The sequence below is a fragment of the Magnetospirillum sulfuroxidans genome, from assembly GCF_018224925.1.
Lineage (GTDB): Bacteria > Pseudomonadota > Alphaproteobacteria > Rhodospirillales > Magnetospirillaceae > Magnetospirillum > Magnetospirillum sulfuroxidans.
Genome location: NZ_JAGTUF010000014.1, coordinates 70,501 through 87,815 on the forward strand (window position 1 = coordinate 70,501; position 17,315 = coordinate 87,815).

The following is a 17,315-nucleotide window of genomic DNA, read 5'->3' on the forward strand; positions in this document are numbered from 1 at the left end:
CGCCGCGCCGAAAGGGCGTTAGCGTCCCAGCAGCTTGGGCACCCGATTGCCGCGCAGCCGGAAGGCGTCGGGCATGCCCTTGCCCAACAGCGGGCGCAGGTACAGGCGGAAGGCGTCGGTGACATCGGTACCGTTGGCGGCGATGAATTCGTCTTCCATCACCCTGGTCTTGCCGGCGACCATGTCCAGCGGCATCAGCTTGTAATCGACCGAATAAAAGCCGGTGCGGTGGATGGTCACCGAGCCGTCTTGCTGGCCCCACATGGCGAATTGCACCGCTTTTTCCCCGACTTCGCGCGCCTCGCGCTGATCGACGTCGGAGACACAGCCGACGAACGAGCGTTGCAGATAGCCGAAAGTGTCGCCGCGGACCCGCTTGATCCCCAGCTTGCCCTTGATTTCCTGACACAGCAGGTCGGCCAAGGCGCCGGTGCCCGATAATTGGATGTTGCCGTGGGCATCCTTTTCGATTTCCTGGGCCAGTTGGGTGATGATCGGGTTGCCCGATTCGTCGTGGATGCCCTCGGATACGGCGATGACGCAGCGGCCGTATTTTTCCTGGGTGGCTTTGACATCGGACAGGAAGCTGTCGACCTTGAAGGTGCGCTCCGGCAGATAGATCAGATGCGGGCCGTCATCGGGAAATTTCTTGCCCAAGGCCGAGGCGGCGGTGAGAAAGCCGGCATGGCGGCCCATGACCACCGCCAGATAGACGCCGGGCAGGGCAGCGTTGTCCAGGTTGGCGCCCATGAACGACTGAGCGACGAAGCGCGCCGCCGAGGGGAAGCCGGGGGTGTGGTCGTTGTGGACCAGATCGTTGTCGATGGTCTTGGGGATATGGATGCAGCGCAGCGGATAGCCGGCCTTGCGCGCTTCTTCCGAGACGATGCGCACGGTGTCGGATGAATCGTTGCCGCCGATATAGAAGAAATAGGCGATGCCGTGGGCTTGCAGGACTTTGAACACTTCCTGGCAATATTTCAGGTCGGGCTTGTCCCGGGTCGAGCCCAGGGCCGAGGACGGGGTGTCGGCGACCATTTCCAGATTGTGGCTGGTCTCTTGCGTCAGGTCGAGGAAGTCCTCGTTGATGATGCCGCGCACGCCGTGATAGCCGCCATAGACCAGATCGACGTTGCGGAACTTGCGGGCTTCCAGCACCACCCCGGTCATGGATTGATTGATGACGGCGGTCGGTCCGCCCCCTTGTGCCACCAGAACCTTGCCGTGCAACATTGGGACGTCCTCTCGGTTGTTTGACCCGAGGATACGCGCAAAAATCGGTGCGGTGCCAGGGAGAAAGGGGCTTGTCCGCCCAAAGGGCAGGCACCATGTTGGGGTTTGGCCGCCCGTTCGGGCGGGTTTGAACCGGAGGAAAGCGACGTTGAGCGTGGAATCGCCTTGTATTTCCGTTTGCCAGATCGACGATGACGGCTATTGCATCGGCTGCGGCCGCACCATCGAGGAAATCCGTGGCTGGAAACGGTCGTCCGATGACGAGAAGACCGAAGTCCTGAGCCGGGTCGCCGAGCGCCAGGGACCGGCTCAGTGACCGATCCGCGCGCGACCGCCATTGTCGAATTTTGGTTCGCTCCGGGCATGGAGCGGCGCTGGTTCGCTTCCGATGCGGATTTCGATCGCCAATTGGCCGAACGCTTCGGCGCCGATCTGGCTCTGGCCGCCCAGGGGCAGTTGGATCATTGGCTCGAGCGGGCTGACACGGCCCTGGCCTTGATTATTTTGCTCGATCAGGTGCCGCGCAATGTCTTTCGCGGCAAGTATCAGGCCTTCGCCTTCGATTCCAAGGCGCTGGCCTTGGCCGAAGGCGCCTTGTTGCGCGGCCATGATCGGGCGCTGGCCCCGATCCGCCGCCGCTTCCTTTATCTGCCCTTCGAACATTCCGAAGTTCTGGCCGATCAGAAATATTGCGTGTCGCTGTTCGAACAGGCCGGCGACGACTCGGAAGGCCTGGAATACGCTCGCCAGCATCTGGCGGTGATCGAACGTTTCGGCCGTTTTCCCCATCGAAACGCAGCGCTGGAACGTGAAACCACACCGGAAGAAGAAATCTATCTGGCCCAAGGCGGCGGGTTTTAACGTCACCGCCGCTTGCTCGTGGCCCAATCCCGTTGCACATTAAGGCCGGTGGGCAAGGGGGCAAGAGTGGCCGAGGAAATAAGGATCAAATACAGCGACTACCGGCGCGAAACCCGGGTCCGCAAGCGGTCACTCAGTTTCAGCAAGCTGACCCGGCTGGCGGCCAAGCGCCGGGCCGAGGCGGGGGCGCCGCGCTGGCGGCGGGTCCATTTGAATGCCCCCCAAGTGGTCAACATCCTCAGCCCCTATATTGGCGGCAAGGTCGGAGAGCAATTTCGCGCCATCGCCCCGCTGGCCGTCTATCTGGCGGTCTTTCAGTTGCTGGTGCTGCACCAGCATATCGAGCAGCCGTGGTCGGTGTTCGGCGGCCTGATCGCCACCTTGGTCGGCTTGATGCTGTTCATGGAAGGCCTGCGCCTGGGGCTGATGCCGTTCGGCGAGACCATCGGCCATTATCTGCCGCGCCATCACGGTTTGACGGCGGTGCTGGTGGTGGCGTTGATGCTGGGGATGGGGGTGACGTTCGCCGAGCCGGCCATCGGCGCCTTGCGTGCCGCCGGTGCCTTGGTCCAGCCCCAGCGCGCGCCTTATTTGTACGCCATGCTCAATGGCTGGGCCCATTGGCTGGTGCTGGCGGTGGCCATCGGCGTCGGCTTGGCCGCCATCATCGGCATGCTGATGTTTCTGCGGTCCTGGAGTCTGAAGATTCCCGTCACCTTGTGCACCCTGGGGGCATTGGGCTTGACGGTGTTGATGGTCGATGATCCGGCCCTGGCCCCCCTGGTCGGGTTGGCCTGGGATTGCGGCGGCGTCACCACCGGGCCGGTGACGGTGCCGCTGGTCCTGGCCTTGGGCATTGGCGTCGCTGGTTCGGCCGGCAAGGGCGAAAGTTCGTTGGTTGGTTTCGGCATCGTTACCTTGGCGTCGCTGTTGCCGGTGCTGGCCGTGCTGGCGCTGGGCTTGCTGCTGGCGGCTTTGGTGACGCCGGATCAGGCCATGGCCTTGGGCCGTGCCGCCGCCGAGACGTCATGGACGAGCAAGACGCCGGCGGCGGAAATCATCTCGGCCTTGCGCGCCATCTTGCCCTTGGTGGTTTTTCTGGCTTTGGTCGCCCGTTTCGCCCGTGCCGCCATCGCCGACCGGCCGGTTCTGATCTTCGGCATCGCCTTGGCCTTGGCCGGCATGGCCTTGTTCAATATCGGCCTCAGCTATGGGTTGGCGGCGCTGGGCGGGCAAACCGGCAATGTGGTGCCGGGGGCCTTTGCTTTCTTGCCCGGCCTGAACGGTTCGCCCATGTATGATTACGGCATCGGCGTTGCCGTCGCCGTCTTGTTCGCGGTGGTGTTGGGCTTTGGCGCCACCATCGCCGAGCCGGCGCTTAACGCCATGGGGGCGACGGTGGAAACCTTGTCCAATGGCGCTTTCGGCAAGCGCATGCTGATCTGGGCGGTGTCGGCCGGGGTCGCCACCGGCCTGGGGCTGGGGGTGCTCAAGCTGGTCTTGGCCTTGCCGTTGTGGTGGTTCTTGCTGCCCGGCTATGGCTTGGCCCTGGTGATGACCTGGTTATCGACCGAGACCTTTGTCAATGTCGGCTGGGACAGCGCCGGGGTCACCACCGGTCCGGTCACCGTGCCGCTGGTGTTGGCCATGGGGTTGGGCTTTGGCGGCGCCGTCGGCGCCGTCGATGGTTTCGGCTTGCTGGCCTTGGCCTCGCTTGGTCCGATATTGTCGGTGCTGGGTTTGGGCTTGTTCATCCGCTTGCGGCACCGTCTGTCCGCCATCCCCATTTTGTTGACCGACCCGCAGGAGGCGGGATCATGACCCTGACCATTCCGGTTCTGACCGACGTTCATCTGATCACCTGCATCGTCCAGCGCGGTCGCGCCGATGCCGTGGTCCAGGCCGCCATCGAGGCCGGGGCCGAAGGCGCCACCATCCACTTTGCCCGTGGGACCGGGTTGCGGGAAAAACTGGGGTTGCTGGCGGTGGCGGTGAATGCGGAAAAGGAAGTCATTTCCATCGCCGTGTCGCGCGACCAGCTGAATTACGTGTTCGAGCGCATGTTCCTGGCCGGCAAGCTGGACACGCCGGGCATGGGCTTCATGTATGTCACTCCGGTCGAGCGCGCCGCCACCCATATCCCTCCCGAAATTTTGGAGAAACTGATCGGTGAGCGCTGAGCCGAGCCATTGGTTGATCCGCTGCGTTGTCGTCGGCGGCGCCACCCGGCCGTTCTTGTCGCGATTGGCGCGGGAGAAGGGGGTGTGGAATTTCTTTTTCAACGGCTCGCGCAGTGCTGTCGCCGACCACAGCCGCACCCGTGCCCGCGTGGTGCAATTCGTCGAAAACGAGGAATTCTTCATTGTCGTCGAGAGCGAGCGCCTGAGCGAGATCATGGAGTTTTGCTACGTCAGTCTGCATCTGGATCAGCCCGGCCGCGGCACCTTGTACGTGACCCCGACCGAACGGGTCAGCGGCTTTGTCTTGACCGAGGACGCGGCGTTGGACTGACAAGTGTTTGCGTGTGTGCCCACCCATGCTATGGTCCCGGCGCTATTTCGCCGCATATGGGCAACCAATTGAGCAAACACAAGATTTCCCTGGATCACTCGTCCCGATCACTGATGCGCCGCCTGATCAAGGAGGGGATGCGTCCGTATCTGGGCAAAGTCATCCTGGCCGCCCTGTGCATGGGTATTTCCGCCGCCGCCACCGCCGGCTATGCCCTGCTGATGGATCCGGTGATCAACGACATTTTCGTCAATCGGCGCTCTGAGCTGCTGTGGCCGCTGGCTTTGGCGGTGCTGGGCACCTTTATCGCCAAGTCGTTCGCCGGCTATGGCGAGGCGGTGTTGCTGTCGAAAGTGGGCTTGCAGGTCATCGCCGACATGCAGAACCGGCTGTTCCGCCACTTGATGCGGCTTGACGTCCAGTTCTTTCATGACATGCAGACCGGGCGCATCTTGTCGCGGCTGACCAACGATGTCGCCGCCATGCGCTTCGCCGTTTCCAACGCCTTGACCGGCCTGTGCAAGGACGCCGCCGAGGCGGTGTTCCTGATCGCCGCCATGTTCTATCAAGACTGGCAATTGGCCACTTTCAGCTTCATCTTCTTTCCCATCGCGGTGCTGCCGATCGCCCGTCTGGGCAAGCGCATGCGCAAGGTCAGCGCCAATACCCAAGAACAGCAGGCGCAACTGACCATCTATCTGGAACAGGCGATCCAGGGGATCCGCGTGGTCAAGGCCTATGGCATGGAAGATTACGAGGATCGCAAGGTCGGCGGTCTGGTCGGCACCTTGCGCGATCTGACCTTCAAGGCTGCCCGGGTGCGTTCGGCGTCGTCGCCGATCATGGAATTCCTCGGCGGTTTCGCCATCACCGTGGTCATCGTTTATGGCGGTTCGCGCGTGATCGAAGGCCCGACCACGCCGGGCGCCTTCATGTCCTTCATCACCGCGTTGATGCTGGCCTATCGGCCGTTGAAGAATCTGGCCAATTTGAACACCAACCTGCAAGAAGGCCTGGCCGCCGCGTCCCGTTGTTTCTCGGTGCTCGATACCGAGGCGGTGATCCGCGACCGTGCCGGCGCCCAGGATCTGGTGTTGCGCGAAGGCAATGTCCGCTTCGACGGCGTGTTCTTCACCTATGACGGCATCAAGGCGGCGCTGGACGGGGTGTCCATGGACATTCCCGGCGGCAAGACGGTGGCCCTGGTCGGGCCGTCGGGGGCGGGCAAAAGCACCATTCTTAATCTGCTGCCGCGATTTTACGATGTCACCGACGGCAATATCGCCATCGACGGCACCGATATCCGCGACGTCGGCATGGATTCCCTGCGGGCTCGGATTTCCCTGGTCAGCCAGGAAATCGTCCTGTTCGACGACACCATCCGCGCCAACATCGCCTATGGCCGTTTTGGCGCTACCGACGAGGAAATCGAGGCCGCCGCCCGTGCCGCCGCCGCCCATGATTTCATTTTGTCGCTGCCCGATGGCTATGACACCATGGTGGGCGAGCGCGGACTCAATTTGTCGGGCGGTCAGCGTCAGCGCTTGGCCATCGCCCGCGCCATGTTGAAGAACGCCCCCATTTTGTTGCTGGATGAAGCGACCAGCGCGTTGGACACCGAATCCGAACGCCAGGTGCAGACGGCGCTGGAGCATCTGATGAAGGGGCGCACCACCATCGTTATCGCCCATCGCCTGTCCACCGTGGTCAATGCCGATCTGATCCATGTGCTTGATCGCGGGCGGGTGGTGGAATCGGGGGATCACAATGCCTTGTTGGCCCATGGCGGCGTCTATGCCCGCCTGTATGCCCTGCAATTCTCTGGCGATGTCAGCGACAAGCGCTAATGGGCTGGTCTGGATCAGGGCGTTAGAACGGAGAATCCTGCGTGGGATTGGCCAAGCGCATCGGTAAGAACGAAACCATCCGAGGCTTTCTGTGCTGGTTGGCGGCGCAGTACATCCGGCTGATTTGGCTGACCGGGCGTTGGCAGGTGGAAAACGGCCATATCCCGGTTGCCTTTTGGGATCAGGACAAGCCGTTCATTCTGGCCTTTTGGCATGGCCGCTTGCTGATGATGATGAAAAGCTGGCGACCGGGCGTGCCCATCCACATGCTGGCCAGTGAACATCGCGACGGCCAGTTGATCGTGCGGACGTCGGCTTATTTCGGCATCGGTTCGGTGACCGGATCGACGTCTCGCGGTGGCGTCGCGGCGCTGCGGGCGATGATGCGGCTGCTGAAAGCGGGGGAATGCGTCGGCATTACTCCCGATGGCCCCAAGGGGCCGCGCATGCGGGCCACCGACGGCATCATCACCTTGGCCAAGCTGTCGGGATGTCCGATCATTCCGCTGACCTATTCGGTGTCGCCGCGTCCGTTGCTGCGGTCGTGGGATCGCTTTTTGGTGCCGCGGCCGTTCGGGCGCGGCGTGTTCATCTGGGGTGAGCCGATCTGGGTCGGGCGCGATGCCGATGTCGATCAGGTCGAGGCCTTGCGCCAGCACATCGAGCAGACCCTGAACGCCATGGCCGACCGGGCCGACGGCTTGATGGGGCAAGAGCCGGTGGCGCCGGCATGATGTATGGACTTTACCGGATCGCCTCACGCGTGCTGGGGCCTGTCATCGCGATTTATCTGAACCGGCGGATGGCGCGGGGGAAGGAAGACCCGCGACGCTTTCCCGAACGCAAGGGAATTGCCAGCCAATCCCGCCCGCCGGGGCCGTTGGTCTGGCTGCACGCCGCCAGCGTCGGCGAGGCCTTGTCGTTGTTGCCGTTGGTTGATCGTCTGCTGGCGCGCAAGCTGGGGGTGCTGATGACCACCGGCACGGTGTCGTCGGCGACGCTGATGGCGGAGCGATTGCCGGCCGGGGCGATTCATCAATTCGTGCCGGTGGATCGCGTCGCCTGGATCCGGCGTTTCCTTGATCACTGGCGGCCCGATCTGGTGCTGTGGGCCGAATCCGATTTTTGGCCCAATATCCTTTGCGAAATAAAGGCCCGCCGGCTGCCGCTGATCCTGGTGCAAGGGCGGGTGTCGCCGCGTTCCTTGGATGGGTGGAAAAAAGCGCCGGGCTTTATCGCCAACATCTTGGGCCGGTTTGATTTATGCCTGGGACAGACGCCGGGCGACGCCGAGCGGCTGCGTGTCTTGGGCGGCGGCGATTGTCGGTGCGTGGGCAATTTGAAACAGGCGGTGCCGCCATTGCCTTGCGACGAGGTGGAATTGGCGCGTCTGCGCCACGGCGTGGGCGACCGGCCCTTATGGTTGGCCGCCAGCACCCATTCCGGCGAAGAGGCGTTGGTGGGGCGTGTCCACCGCCATCTGGCCGAACGGTTTCCCCGCTTGTTGACGGTGATCGTCCCCCGCCATCCCCACCGGGGCGGCGAAATCCAGAGCGAGTTGAAAGCCTTGGGGCTGTCGGCGCGACGGCGTTCAGCCGGCGACGGCGTTGATGATGGTGTCTATATCGCCGACACCATGGGGGAATTGGGCTTGTTTTATCGGCTGGCCCCCATCGTGTTCATGGGCAAAAGCCTGTGTGTCGAGGGGGGGCAGAATCCGTTCGAACCGGCGCGGCTGGGGGCGGCGGTTCTGTTCGGCCCGCGCATGAGCAATTTTCCCGACATGGTGCCGTCCATGCTGGCCGCCAAAGCGGCGGAAACGGTGGCGGACGAAGTCGCGCTGACCCAGGCGGTGGAAAAATTGCTGGCCGCTCCGGAAATATTGCGGGATCGACGCGCCGCCGCCCTGGGGTGGAGCGAGGCCGAGGCCGGTGCCCTGGATGCGGTGATCGGCGCATTGCGTCCCTGGTTGGAGGCGTTGGATGCGCGCGCCTGAATTCTGGCGCCATCAGGGGTGGCCGGCACGTCTGCTGGCGCCGTTGGCGCGTCTGTATGCCTGGGGCGGCCGCCGCAAACGCCAAGCGGGGGGCGGCTTTCGTGCCGCCATGCCGGTTATTTGCGTCGGCAATATCGTCGCTGGCGGCGCCGGCAAGACTCCGGTTTGCCTGGCTTTGGCCGCCGACCTGCGGGCGCGGGGGCATCAACCGCATTTTCTCACTCGTGGCTATGGCGGTACCGAGGTCGGGCCGCGTCTGGTCGATCCGCTGCGCCACAACGCCGAACGCGTCGGCGACGAAGCCTTGCTGCTGGCCGCCCATGCCCCCACCTGGGTGTCGCGATGCCGCCCCGATGGCGCCATCGCCGCCGCCGAATTGGCGGCCGAGGCGCTGATCATGGATGACGGCTTCCAAAACGGTTCGTTGCGCCATGATCTGGCGCTGGTGGTGGTCGATGGCGGCTATGGTTTTGGCAATGGCCGGGTTATTCCCGCCGGTCCCTGCCGCGAACCGGTGGCCGAAGGGCTGGCCCGTGCCGATGCGGTGGTGCTGATCGGTGACGATCACGCCGGCGTCGCGGCTTGGATCGGGGCTTTGCCCGTGCTGCGCGCCCGCCTTGTGCCCGGTCCCGAAGCCCAGGCTTTGCGCGGGGCCAAGGTTCTGGCTTTTGCCGGCATCGGTCGGCCCGAGAAGTTTTTCACCACATTGCGCCAATGCGGGGCCGAAGTGGTGGCCGCCTATCCTTTCACCGATCATCACGCCTATGGTCGGGGCGAGGTGCTTGAATTGCTGGATGAAGCGGCGGCCCAGGGGGCGATCGCGGTGACCACCGCCAAGGATGCGGTGCGTCTGCCCGAAGACCTGCGGGGGCGGGTTCAGGTTCTGACCGTCAGCTTGCAGTGGCAAGACCCGACGGCGGTGGATCATCTGTTGGAGCGTTTGTCATGGCGCTGATTTCCAAGCCGTTGCGGCAAAGACTGGAAGCCCTGGCGGCCGGGATGTTTTTGGCCGTGTTGCGTAATCTGCCGGTCGATTGGGCCTCGGGGCTGGCTGGGGGATTGACCCGGATCATCGGGCCGCATCTCAAGGTCTCGGCGGTGGCGCGGCGCAATCTGGCGCGGACGTTCCCCGATAAAAGCCGCGCGGAAATCGAGACCGTCATTGTTGAGATGTGGGAAAATCTGGGACGGGTGGTCGGCGAGTTTCCGCATTTGGACTGGCTGATGGACAATCGGGTCGAGGTGATCGGGGTCGAGCATATCCACGCCCTGCGCGATGACGGCATGCCGGGCCTGTTCGTTTCCGCCCATCTGGGCAATTGGGAACTGGCGGGCCTGTGCGCCATGCGCGAAGGCGTTCCCATCACCTTGGTCTATCGCGCCGCCAATAATCCCTGGACCGAGGCTTTGTACCGGCGGTATCGCGCCGCCGCCGCCAGCGGCGGGCAGATCGCCAAGGGGCCAGAGGGGGCGCGGGCGATCATGGAGGTGATGAAGACCGGCGGCCATGTGGGCATGCTGGTCGATCAAAAGATGAATGACGGCATCGCCGTCCCCTTCCTGGGACGTGAGGCGATGACCGCTCCGGCGGTCGGGCGTTTCGCCGTGCGTTTCAAATGCCCGGTGGTGCCGGCGCGGGTGGAACGGTTGGGCGGCGCCCGGTTCCGCATCACCTTGTTTCCGCCGGTGCTGCAAACCTTGTCCGGCGACGCCCACCAGGACACGCTGAACCTGATGAACACCATCAACGACCAGATCGGTGAATGGGTGCGCGAACGGCCCGGCCAATGGCTGTGGCTGCACAAACGCTGGCCCGAGAACTGATCCTGTCGCCATGTGACGGTCGCTATGTCTAAAACCAAATCCCCATGGGTTTCACGCGCGGGGATTTGGCCTTACCTTACCTTACCTGGAATACCGGCATGACGACGGGGTAGGGCAGGCGGGCTTCCAATTGTCCGGTGGCCAGTTCCGCCGCCACCTTGGCCAAGGCCCGGTCCCATGCCCCCAGCACGGTGGCGACGTCGTCGCTGTCATGGGCATAGCAGACGTTGTGGCTGGCCAGGAACAGCACGCCTGAATGCAGCATTTCACGAGCGAACAGGGTCTTGATCGCTTCCTTGCGGGCGGCCGGATGATCCTTGACCGCAATGATTTTCCACGGCGCCCGCCCGACCAGGGAAATCACCTCGGCCAGTCCATGCCTGACGGTAAGGGCGGCGACGCCATCGGCCAGGGTGGCCCCCAAGTTCCACAATTTTTCGATCACCGGCTCGCGTTCCATTTTGTCGATGGTGGCGATGGCGGCGGCCAAGGACAGGGCCTCGCCGCCAAAAGTGCCGGAAATGAACACATCTTCCATTTCTCGCATCACCTCGGCCCGGCCGACGATGGCGGAAATGGGCATGCCGTTGCCCATGGCCTTGCCGAACGAGGCGAGATCGGGGGTAACGCCGAACAGCGATTGCGCGCCGCCAAGGGCATAGCGGAAACCGGTGATGACTTCGTCGAACACCAGCAGCGCGCCATGGGCGTGGACCAGATCCTTCAATCCCTGCAAATAGCCGGGGGCGGGATCAACCGCGTTCATGGGTTCCATGATCAGGGCGGCGAACTGGCCGGGATGGGCGCTGAAAAGCTTATCCACCGCCGCCAGATCGTTGTAGGGCACGGTGTGGGTCAGGTCACGCACCGCCGTTGGGATGCCCTTGTGGCGCGAGGTGGCGCCGATATACCAATCCTGCCAGCCGTGATAGCCGCAGGTGGCGATCCGGTCGCGGCCCGTGAAGGCGCGGGCCAGACGGATGGCGGCGCTGGTGGCGTCGGTGCCGTTCTTGCCATAACGGACCTTTTCGGCGCAGGGAATAAGGCGGGTCAGGCGTTCGGCCAGTTCGGTTTCCAAAGTGGTGGGCAAGCTGAACGAGATGCCGTTGGCCAATTGATCGCGGATGGCCTGATCGACGTCGGGGTCCTGATAGCCCAAGACCACCGGCAACAGACCGCAGACCATATCCACATAGCGATTGCCGTCGACATCCCAAACCCGGCCGCCCTGGCCATGGGTGAGGAACAGGGGCGAGCCCTCGGGGTATTGAATGCGGCTTTTGGAAAAGGTTTGGCTGGCCAGCGGAATGACCTTTTCCGCCCGTTCCAGCCATGTGGCCGAGGCCTTCGTGCCAAAGAACGGCGGCGGCGGGGTTTCGCGCAAGCTTTTGGCCGCGCCCTCGTTGCGGACGATACGGGCGTTGAGGCTGCGCAAGGCCGGATGGGCGTCGAGTACCGCCAGAATTTCAAGATGCGATGGCGGCCGGCTGGTGTCAGGCAACAAGGCGGTGACGTGATGCAGGAATTCCAGGTCGCGGCTTTCGTCCAGGGTCCAGCGTTCGGTGTGCAGACCGGGCAGCGGACTGGGCAGACCGCCGACGCGGAAGCGGTCGCGGCGGTCGCGGATGAAGGGGGTGACATGCTCACGCTCGGCCGGGGCGATGGCCTCGGTCCGCGCGGTGTCCAGGGCGGCGCGGGTGAAAGCCTCGCAATCCAATCCGTCGGGCCAAGTCTGCGGCGCGGCGTTGCTGGCATAATCCAGGCCTTGCCGCTTCAACAAGGCCAGAACCTGGCCGCAGACTTGCGGGTCAAGCAACGGACAATCGCCGGTCAGGCGCAAGAGGATATCGGCATTTTCGGCCTGGGCGGCCAGAGCGAAGCGGGTCAGCACGTCATCAAGCGGACCGCGATGACAGGCAATGCCGTAACCATCGGCCCAGGCGGCCACCGCGTCGTCATCGGGCTGATCGCTGGTGGCGATGACCACGGCGTCAATGCCGGGAATGGCCTGGCCGGCGCGCGCCACCCATTCCAACACCGGTCGACCGGCCAACGGCAGCAACACCTTGCCGGGCAGACGGGTGGAGGACAGGCGGGCCTGAATGATGGCGACGGTCTTCATGTGGGTAATCCGGCTAGGGTGCGGGCGGAAATCAGGCATTCGAGCACCGCCAAGGCCTCGCGGCCGGTGCAGGGCGGTGACGGGGCGTGCGGGCCGATGGCGGCGATGAACGCGGCCATCTCGGCGAGGTAATCATCGGCATAAGAGCCGGGGTATTGGGTGTCTTCGATGATCCGGCCGCTGGTGTCGTGCCATTCCACGCGGCGGTTGTCCAGGTCCAGCCGCAACAGGCCGGCGGTGCCGGCGATTTCGCCGAAACGCCGGCGTGGACGGGTGACGTAATCGACGTGGATGTTGGAATGGATGATTCCGGCATGGCCGAGGATCACATCGGCGCTGTCTTCGGCGGTCAGACCAATCGTGCCGGAATGGCCGGCGACGCAGGCCAGCGCTTGTGCCGGTCCCAACAGATGGGTGGCTAAATCGACTTCGTGGATGTAATCGAACAAAGCGCCGCCGGTGCGCGGATCGTTGGCGTAGCCTTGGGTCCAGTCTTGGCCGGGGCGCCATTCGGGCAGGTACAGCGCGGCGAGAAAGCGCCCCCAGAGCGGCGTCCCCAAGGCGCCCGACGCCAAAATGGCGCGGGCGCGGATCACCGCCGGATGTAGCCGCAGCATCATCGCCACCGCCACCACCAAACCCTCTTTCTCGGCCCGATCAAGCAGAGCGGCCAAGCCGGCAGCGCGATGGGCCAACGGCTTTTCCACCAGGACATGACGGCCGGCGGCCAGGCAATCGGCCAGATCGTCCAAATGGCATTCCGATGGGGTGGCGATGACGACGGCGCGGGCGCGGGCGATGGCGTCAGCGCCATCGTCGGTGGCGTCGGCGCCCGCGGCTTCCAGCAGATGCCGGCGCTCAGCCGCAGGGTCGAAGCCGATCACGTCCTGACCCAGGGCCAGGGCGTTGCGGGCATGGCGCATGCCGATGCTGCCCAGGCCCAGCACGGCGATCATGGCAACCTCCTACAGCAAGGTGCGGCTGATCATGCTCAACAATTCGGCGTCGCTCAGCCACCAATCATTGGTGTCGCTGGCATAGCGGAAATCTTCCGGGACGTGCTTGGCGTCAGCCGGCATATCGGCTTGGGTCCAAAACGACAAAGCCGGATAGACCAGATAGCGGTCGGCCAATTCGCGGGTGGTGCGGGCTTCTTCTTCTGAAACCATCACTTCGTGCAGTTTTTCGCCCGGACGAATGCCGATGATCTTGTGCGGCAGCTTGGGGGCCAGGCAGGTGGCCAGATCGCTGATGCGCATGGACGGAATCTTCGGAATGAAGATTTCGCCGCCCTTCATGGTGGCATAACTGGAAAGGACGAAATCGACGCCTTGTTGCAAGGTGATCCAAAACCGGGTCATGCGGGCATCGGTGATCGGCAAATGATCGGCGCCGCCGGCCAGCAGGTCTTGATAAAACGGCACCACCGATCCCTTGGAGCCGACGACGTTGCCATAACGGACGACGGAAAAGCGGGTATGGGCACGGCCGGCGATATTGTTGGCGGCGACAAAGACCTTTTCCGCCGCCAGCTTGCTGGCGCCGTACAGGTTGACAGGGTTGACGGCCTTGTCGGTGGATAGCGCCACCACCGCTTCGACGTTGTTGTCGATGGCGGCACGGACCACGTTTTCCGCCCCCCACACATTGGTGTGCAGGCACTCGGTCGGGTTGTATTCAGCCAACGGCACGTGCTTTTGCGCAGCGGCGTGGATGACCACATCAACGCCGCGAAAGGCACGGTTCAGGCGATCAAAGTCGCGGACGTCGCCGAGGAAGTAGCGGATGGCTGGGTATTTGTCTTCGGGGAAATGCCGCTGCATTTCAAAATGCTTTTGTTCGTCGCGGGAAAAGACGATCAGGCGGCCGACCTTATAGCTCTCAAGCACGGTTTTGATAAACTGACGACCGAACGATCCGGTGCCGCCGGTGACCAAAACGGACTTTCCGTCCAACTTGGTGTCGATGTCATGACGAAAACTGTTGAGAATGGCCAAGGCAAACCTCGCGTACGAAAGGCGGACGTTCTATCCGTGCGCAAGCATGGCTGGATAAAGGTTAATATTTCGCTGGCGCGAAGCCGGATGCGTCAATAACCGCCCACGATCTCAAGGATGCTCTTTTTATCGGCGATGGGGCTGCTTATGAACATTTGATAGATGAAATCGGTCGAGCGGCTGGCGGTCAGGGCCAAGCCGTTGGTGGCCAAGTCAAACCGAGCCTTGGCGGCCTTTTTCTCGGCATTCTTGGCATCCAGTTGCTCGTACGAGATTTCCTCGAACTCTTTTTGCGCATCGTCTTGGGCCACGCCCAAGCGATTGAATGCGCTTTCCAGCTGTGCCCCGGCGATGTTCCACTGGGTTTCCGCCTTGCGGATGCGCTCAAGCGCGTCGTCAATGTCGGACATGGCCAAGCTTCTGGCCGCATCCGGATCGGAGCCGGCGAAGTTTTCATAGGACCAGGCGTTCATGACGCCGCCACCGCCCCGATGCAAGGTGCCGGTATAGGTGGTGCCACCGACGTCGAAACTGATCTGGTCGCCGTTGATGACCGGATTAGTGATGTCGGCGAAGTCGACGCCTTCCAGGGACCCGCCTTCCAGCTTGTTGGTGCTGAGGTTGGGGCGCGCGGCGCCGCTTCCGTCATCGAGCTCGATGGCGTAATCGCTGCCAAGGAAGTAATTGGTCACTTGCACCTGATAGCCGCCGCCAAAGGCGATGCTGGTCTTTTCCGGCCACGTCATCGACGAGGTCCGGTTGTTGGCTATCAGGTTGTCGCTGTCCAACCAGGAAGATCCCACCATGGTCGATAAGGTGGAATAGGCGTAGTCGAACGCTTCGGCCGATCCGATATTGGCGGCGGAACGCATCTCCAACAGCTTGTTGCGGATGTCGTCCATCTTGCCGAGCGCCGATTGCACCTGCTGCAACGACTTGGACATGCCGGCCTTGGCTTCGACCGCCGCCTCCAGCTTGGCTTCGTAACTGGCTTGAACCGAGCCGTCATACTTATCTTCAATGGCCGCATATTCCTTTTTCAGTCGCTCCGCCTGCGCCAATTTGACGCGCAGAAGACTGTTGTCGGACGTGCCCTGATAAAGGTTGAACTGCGTTTGCAGTAAGGATGAGACGGCCATGGATCACCTGCCTTAGGTCGACGTTCTATCGCCTGTGTCTGGGTGGCTGTGCAAACAAGGACCTGCACTTTCTGCTTGTCCAGCCCAAAATATAACACTGGCGGCGGTGAAAGTCGTCAGCTTTTTCGCCCGAGTTGAATGCGCGGGTCTGCTGGTGGTATAATCCCCAGGCAGAAATGCAACCGCCCCCGTATGTTCCTGTACGTTCCTGCGGACTGGGCGGTCGGCGTGACGGAAAGTGCACGGTCATGGAAGCGGTATCGCGTTCTGTCGGCAGGTTGGATGATCTGTATGCGGTGACGCAAGTCACCGGTGCGGCGTTCCGCCGCTTTGGCCAAGTGGCCAACAGTGCCGCCGGACAGACGGGTTCCAGCAGTCGTAATTTCACCTTGGCCGAGGGGCGGCTGGCGGCGCAGGCGGCGGTCAGCGGGGCCGGGACGATACTGGATTCGCTTTATGCCTTGCGCGGCAAGCTGGATGTTGCCGATGGTCTTTCCATTCCCAGCCAGCGCACCGATGCAACCCGTTTTTCCGTGCAATCGGATATCGGCAGGTTGATTGCCGGTATTGATCAGACCGTGGCTCAATCCGCTGTCGGCGGTTTGAACCTGATTTCGGACCCCAGTTCGACGGTGCGCATTCAGACGTCCACTTTGGGCGGGGTCGTCACCATCGCCACCCAACCCCTGGACAGCGAAAGTTTAGGCTTGTCGGGGCTGAGCGTGGCCGACCAAACCGCGACCGAGGCGGCCAAGGTGGCGGTTGACGCGGCGATTCAGCAAGTCTCGGCCCGTTATGACGTGTTGGCCACGGCGGCCCAGGGGTTGAGCTATAACAAAGGCATCAGCGAGGGGCTGGTGCAGGCTTTGTCGAGCTTGTCGCAATCCGGGGGCAAGTCCTCGGCCTTGGCGCGCGGCTCGCTCGTCAATCTGCGGACCTGATCTTGTGCCCCTGACCCTGCGCCATGCCATCTTCGATGATGCCGCCGCTTTGCTGGCATGGCGAAACGATGCGGTGACGCGGGCGCAATCGCGCCAAAGCGGCGAAATCGGCTGGGACGACCATTGCCGCTGGCTGGCGCGGGTGATCGGGGACCCTGATTGTTTGTTTCTGATCGGATGTTTCGGCCCCCAGCCATGCGGCTTCGTGCGCTTCAACCGTGATGCGGCCAAGGATTTATGGGAAGTCAGCATTGCCGTGACGCCGGCCCAGCGCGGTCATGGGCTTGGCCGGCGGTTGTTGCCTGCCGCGATCGACGTCTTGCGCGCCGGTCATCCTGGCGCGCGGGTGCTGGCGGCGGTGCGGTCGGGCAATCAGGCCAGCGAAGCGTTGTTCCGGCGCTGCGGCTTTCGACCGGCGCCCTCGACCGAGGAATTTCTGCATTTCATGCTTGAGGCGTGACAGCGGCCCGGTGGTTTGGCTATAAGGCCTCGGCGCATGTTGGGAGGCCCCATGGAAAACCGTGAAATGTTTGACGAGATCAATGCCTTGGTCGGCGCCGTCGCCAAAGCGTTCGATACCAGCGAAACCGAGGTCATCACCGCCATCGAGCAAGGCCGCCTGGGCATGGAGATGCGGGTGGACGAAGATGGCCGCAATTTCATCGACGCCAGCCTGGACGAGCGCAGCGTGCGCATCTATCAGGGCGCCATCTTCCGCGAAGACGATTCTGGGCCGGAAACGTCGGGCGACGGTGATGATGACGATTGCGGTGGCGGCGGTTGTTCCTGCGGGCATTGACAGCCCTTTAAGTCGGGATTGCCAATCCCCATGTGCTTGCCTTGA

General features: G+C 63.0%; 18 protein-coding genes. 13 read left to right on the top strand and 5 right to left on the bottom strand.

Annotated elements, in window-relative coordinates:
- Positions 1 to 18 precede the first annotated feature (18 nt).
- A complete protein-coding gene (locus tag KEC16_RS14150) occupies positions 19 to 1,233 on the bottom strand; it encodes a 6-phosphofructokinase (RefSeq protein ID WP_211550033.1) in 1,215 nt (404 codons plus the stop codon).
- A gap of 154 nt (positions 1,234 to 1,387) precedes the next feature.
- Between KEC16_RS14150 and KEC16_RS14155 the strand changes: the two genes are divergently transcribed.
- The 10 genes from KEC16_RS14155 to KEC16_RS14200 all read left to right on the top strand — a co-directional run bounded on the left by KEC16_RS14155 (position 1,388) and on the right by KEC16_RS14200 (position 10,272).
- Positions 1,388 to 1,549, top strand: coding sequence for a DUF1289 domain-containing protein (locus tag KEC16_RS14155; protein WP_346344093.1), 162 nt, complete (start codon positions 1,388 to 1,390; stop codon positions 1,547 to 1,549).
- Complete coding sequence (locus KEC16_RS14160) at positions 1,546 to 2,094, top strand: DUF924 family protein (RefSeq protein WP_211550037.1); 549 nt, start codon at positions 1,546 to 1,548, stop codon at positions 2,092 to 2,094. Before KEC16_RS14155 ends, KEC16_RS14160 begins: the two co-directional genes overlap by 4 nt.
- 66 nt (positions 2,095 to 2,160) lie before the next feature.
- Entirely contained in the window at positions 2,161 to 3,915 is a 1,755-nt protein-coding gene (locus KEC16_RS14165; RefSeq protein WP_211550039.1) for a DUF1538 family protein, read from the top strand.
- Positions 3,912 to 4,274, top strand: a complete 363-nt coding sequence (locus KEC16_RS14170) for a P-II family nitrogen regulator (protein ID WP_211550041.1) — start codon at positions 3,912 to 3,914, stop codon at positions 4,272 to 4,274. Before KEC16_RS14165 ends, KEC16_RS14170 begins: the two co-directional genes overlap by 4 nt.
- A complete protein-coding gene (locus KEC16_RS14175; RefSeq protein ID WP_211550043.1) occupies positions 4,264 to 4,605 on the top strand; it encodes a hypothetical protein in 342 nt (113 codons plus the stop codon). The genes KEC16_RS14170 and KEC16_RS14175 overlap by 11 nt, the downstream gene beginning before the upstream one ends.
- Before the next feature lie 56 nt (positions 4,606 to 4,661).
- Positions 4,662 to 6,452, top strand: a complete 1,791-nt coding sequence (locus KEC16_RS14180; RefSeq protein ID WP_211550096.1) for an ABC transporter ATP-binding protein — start codon at positions 4,662 to 4,664, stop codon at positions 6,450 to 6,452.
- 41 nt (positions 6,453 to 6,493) lie between these two features.
- Positions 6,494 to 7,186, top strand: coding sequence for a lysophospholipid acyltransferase family protein (locus tag KEC16_RS14185; protein WP_211550045.1), 693 nt, complete (start codon positions 6,494 to 6,496; stop codon positions 7,184 to 7,186).
- Positions 7,183 to 8,448 carry a 3-deoxy-D-manno-octulosonic acid transferase gene (locus KEC16_RS14190; RefSeq protein WP_211550047.1) on the top strand — a complete coding sequence of 422 codons (1,266 nt, stop codon included), beginning with the start codon at positions 7,183 to 7,185 and terminating at the stop codon, positions 8,446 to 8,448. The genes KEC16_RS14185 and KEC16_RS14190 overlap by 4 nt, the downstream gene beginning before the upstream one ends.
- The gene (lpxK, locus tag KEC16_RS14195) at positions 8,435 to 9,403 is read left to right on the top strand and encodes a tetraacyldisaccharide 4'-kinase (RefSeq protein WP_211550049.1); all 969 of its coding nucleotides are present in this window, start codon (positions 8,435 to 8,437) and stop codon (positions 9,401 to 9,403) included. Before KEC16_RS14190 ends, lpxK begins: the two co-directional genes overlap by 14 nt.
- Positions 9,394 to 10,272: an LpxL/LpxP family acyltransferase gene (locus KEC16_RS14200; RefSeq protein WP_249209197.1), complete on the top strand. Its 879-nt coding sequence runs from the start codon at positions 9,394 to 9,396 to the stop codon at positions 10,270 to 10,272. The genes lpxK and KEC16_RS14200 overlap by 10 nt, the downstream gene beginning before the upstream one ends.
- Positions 10,273 to 10,348: 76 nt before the next feature.
- On the opposite strand, the gene KEC16_RS14205 is transcribed toward KEC16_RS14200, so the two are convergent.
- The 4 genes from KEC16_RS14205 to KEC16_RS14220 form a co-directional block, all read right to left on the bottom strand.
- On the bottom strand, positions 10,349 to 12,394 hold the full coding sequence (locus KEC16_RS14205; protein ID WP_211550051.1) for an aminotransferase class III-fold pyridoxal phosphate-dependent enzyme: 2,046 nt from the start codon (positions 12,392 to 12,394) through the stop codon (positions 10,349 to 10,351).
- The gene (locus tag KEC16_RS14210; protein ID WP_211550053.1) at positions 12,391 to 13,350 is read right to left on the bottom strand and encodes a Gfo/Idh/MocA family protein; all 960 of its coding nucleotides are present in this window, start codon (positions 13,348 to 13,350) and stop codon (positions 12,391 to 12,393) included. Before KEC16_RS14210 ends, KEC16_RS14205 begins: the two co-directional genes overlap by 4 nt.
- A 9-nt stretch (positions 13,351 to 13,359) precedes the next feature.
- Complete coding sequence (gene pseB / locus KEC16_RS14215) at positions 13,360 to 14,391, bottom strand: UDP-N-acetylglucosamine 4,6-dehydratase (inverting) (protein WP_211550055.1); 1,032 nt, start codon at positions 14,389 to 14,391, stop codon at positions 13,360 to 13,362.
- A gap of 92 nt (positions 14,392 to 14,483) precedes the next feature.
- Positions 14,484 to 15,530, bottom strand: coding sequence for an MCP four helix bundle domain-containing protein (locus tag KEC16_RS14220; protein ID WP_211550057.1), 1,047 nt, complete (start codon positions 15,528 to 15,530; stop codon positions 14,484 to 14,486).
- A gap of 248 nt (positions 15,531 to 15,778) precedes the next feature.
- Between KEC16_RS14220 and KEC16_RS14225 the strand changes: the two genes are divergently transcribed.
- The 3 genes from KEC16_RS14225 to KEC16_RS14235 are packed head-to-tail and all read left to right on the top strand — an operon-like array spanning position 15,779 to position 17,270.
- Complete coding sequence (locus KEC16_RS14225; RefSeq protein ID WP_211550059.1) at positions 15,779 to 16,471, top strand: hypothetical protein; 693 nt, start codon at positions 15,779 to 15,781, stop codon at positions 16,469 to 16,471.
- A gap of 4 nt (positions 16,472 to 16,475) precedes the next feature.
- Positions 16,476 to 16,931, top strand: coding sequence for a GNAT family N-acetyltransferase (locus tag KEC16_RS14230; protein WP_211550061.1), 456 nt, complete (start codon positions 16,476 to 16,478; stop codon positions 16,929 to 16,931).
- Between the two features lie 51 nt (positions 16,932 to 16,982).
- Positions 16,983 to 17,270, top strand: coding sequence for a hypothetical protein (locus tag KEC16_RS14235; protein ID WP_211550063.1), 288 nt, complete (start codon positions 16,983 to 16,985; stop codon positions 17,268 to 17,270).
- Positions 17,271 to 17,315 lie beyond the last annotated feature (45 nt).

Excerpts from the sequence above, each read along its gene's own strand:
- KEC16_RS14220 (WP_211550057.1), bottom strand. The coding sequence starts at position 15,530 with ATGGCCGTCTCATCCTTACTGCAAACGCAGTTCAACCTTTATCAGGGC.
- KEC16_RS14225 (WP_211550059.1), top strand. The coding sequence starts at position 15,779 with ATGGAAGCGGTATCGCGTTCTGTCGGCAGGTTGGATGATCTGTATGCG.
- KEC16_RS14150 (WP_211550033.1), bottom strand. The coding sequence starts at position 1,233 with ATGTTGCACGGCAAGGTTCTGGTGGCACAAGGGGGCGGACCGACCGCC.
- lpxK (WP_211550049.1), top strand. The coding sequence starts at position 8,435 with ATGCGCGCGCCTGAATTCTGGCGCCATCAGGGGTGGCCGGCACGTCTG.
- KEC16_RS14210 (WP_211550053.1), bottom strand. The coding sequence starts at position 13,350 with ATGATCGCCGTGCTGGGCCTGGGCAGCATCGGCATGCGCCATGCCCGC.
- KEC16_RS14205 (WP_211550051.1), bottom strand. The coding sequence starts at position 12,394 with ATGAAGACCGTCGCCATCATTCAGGCCCGCCTGTCCTCCACCCGTCTG.
- KEC16_RS14180 (WP_211550096.1), top strand. The coding sequence starts at position 4,662 with ATGGGCAACCAATTGAGCAAACACAAGATTTCCCTGGATCACTCGTCC.
- KEC16_RS14170 (WP_211550041.1), top strand. The coding sequence starts at position 3,912 with ATGACCCTGACCATTCCGGTTCTGACCGACGTTCATCTGATCACCTGC.
- KEC16_RS14235 (WP_211550063.1), top strand. The coding sequence starts at position 16,983 with ATGGAAAACCGTGAAATGTTTGACGAGATCAATGCCTTGGTCGGCGCC.
- KEC16_RS14190 (WP_211550047.1), top strand. The coding sequence starts at position 7,183 with ATGATGTATGGACTTTACCGGATCGCCTCACGCGTGCTGGGGCCTGTC.
- KEC16_RS14200 (WP_249209197.1), top strand. The coding sequence starts at position 9,394 with ATGGCGCTGATTTCCAAGCCGTTGCGGCAAAGACTGGAAGCCCTGGCG.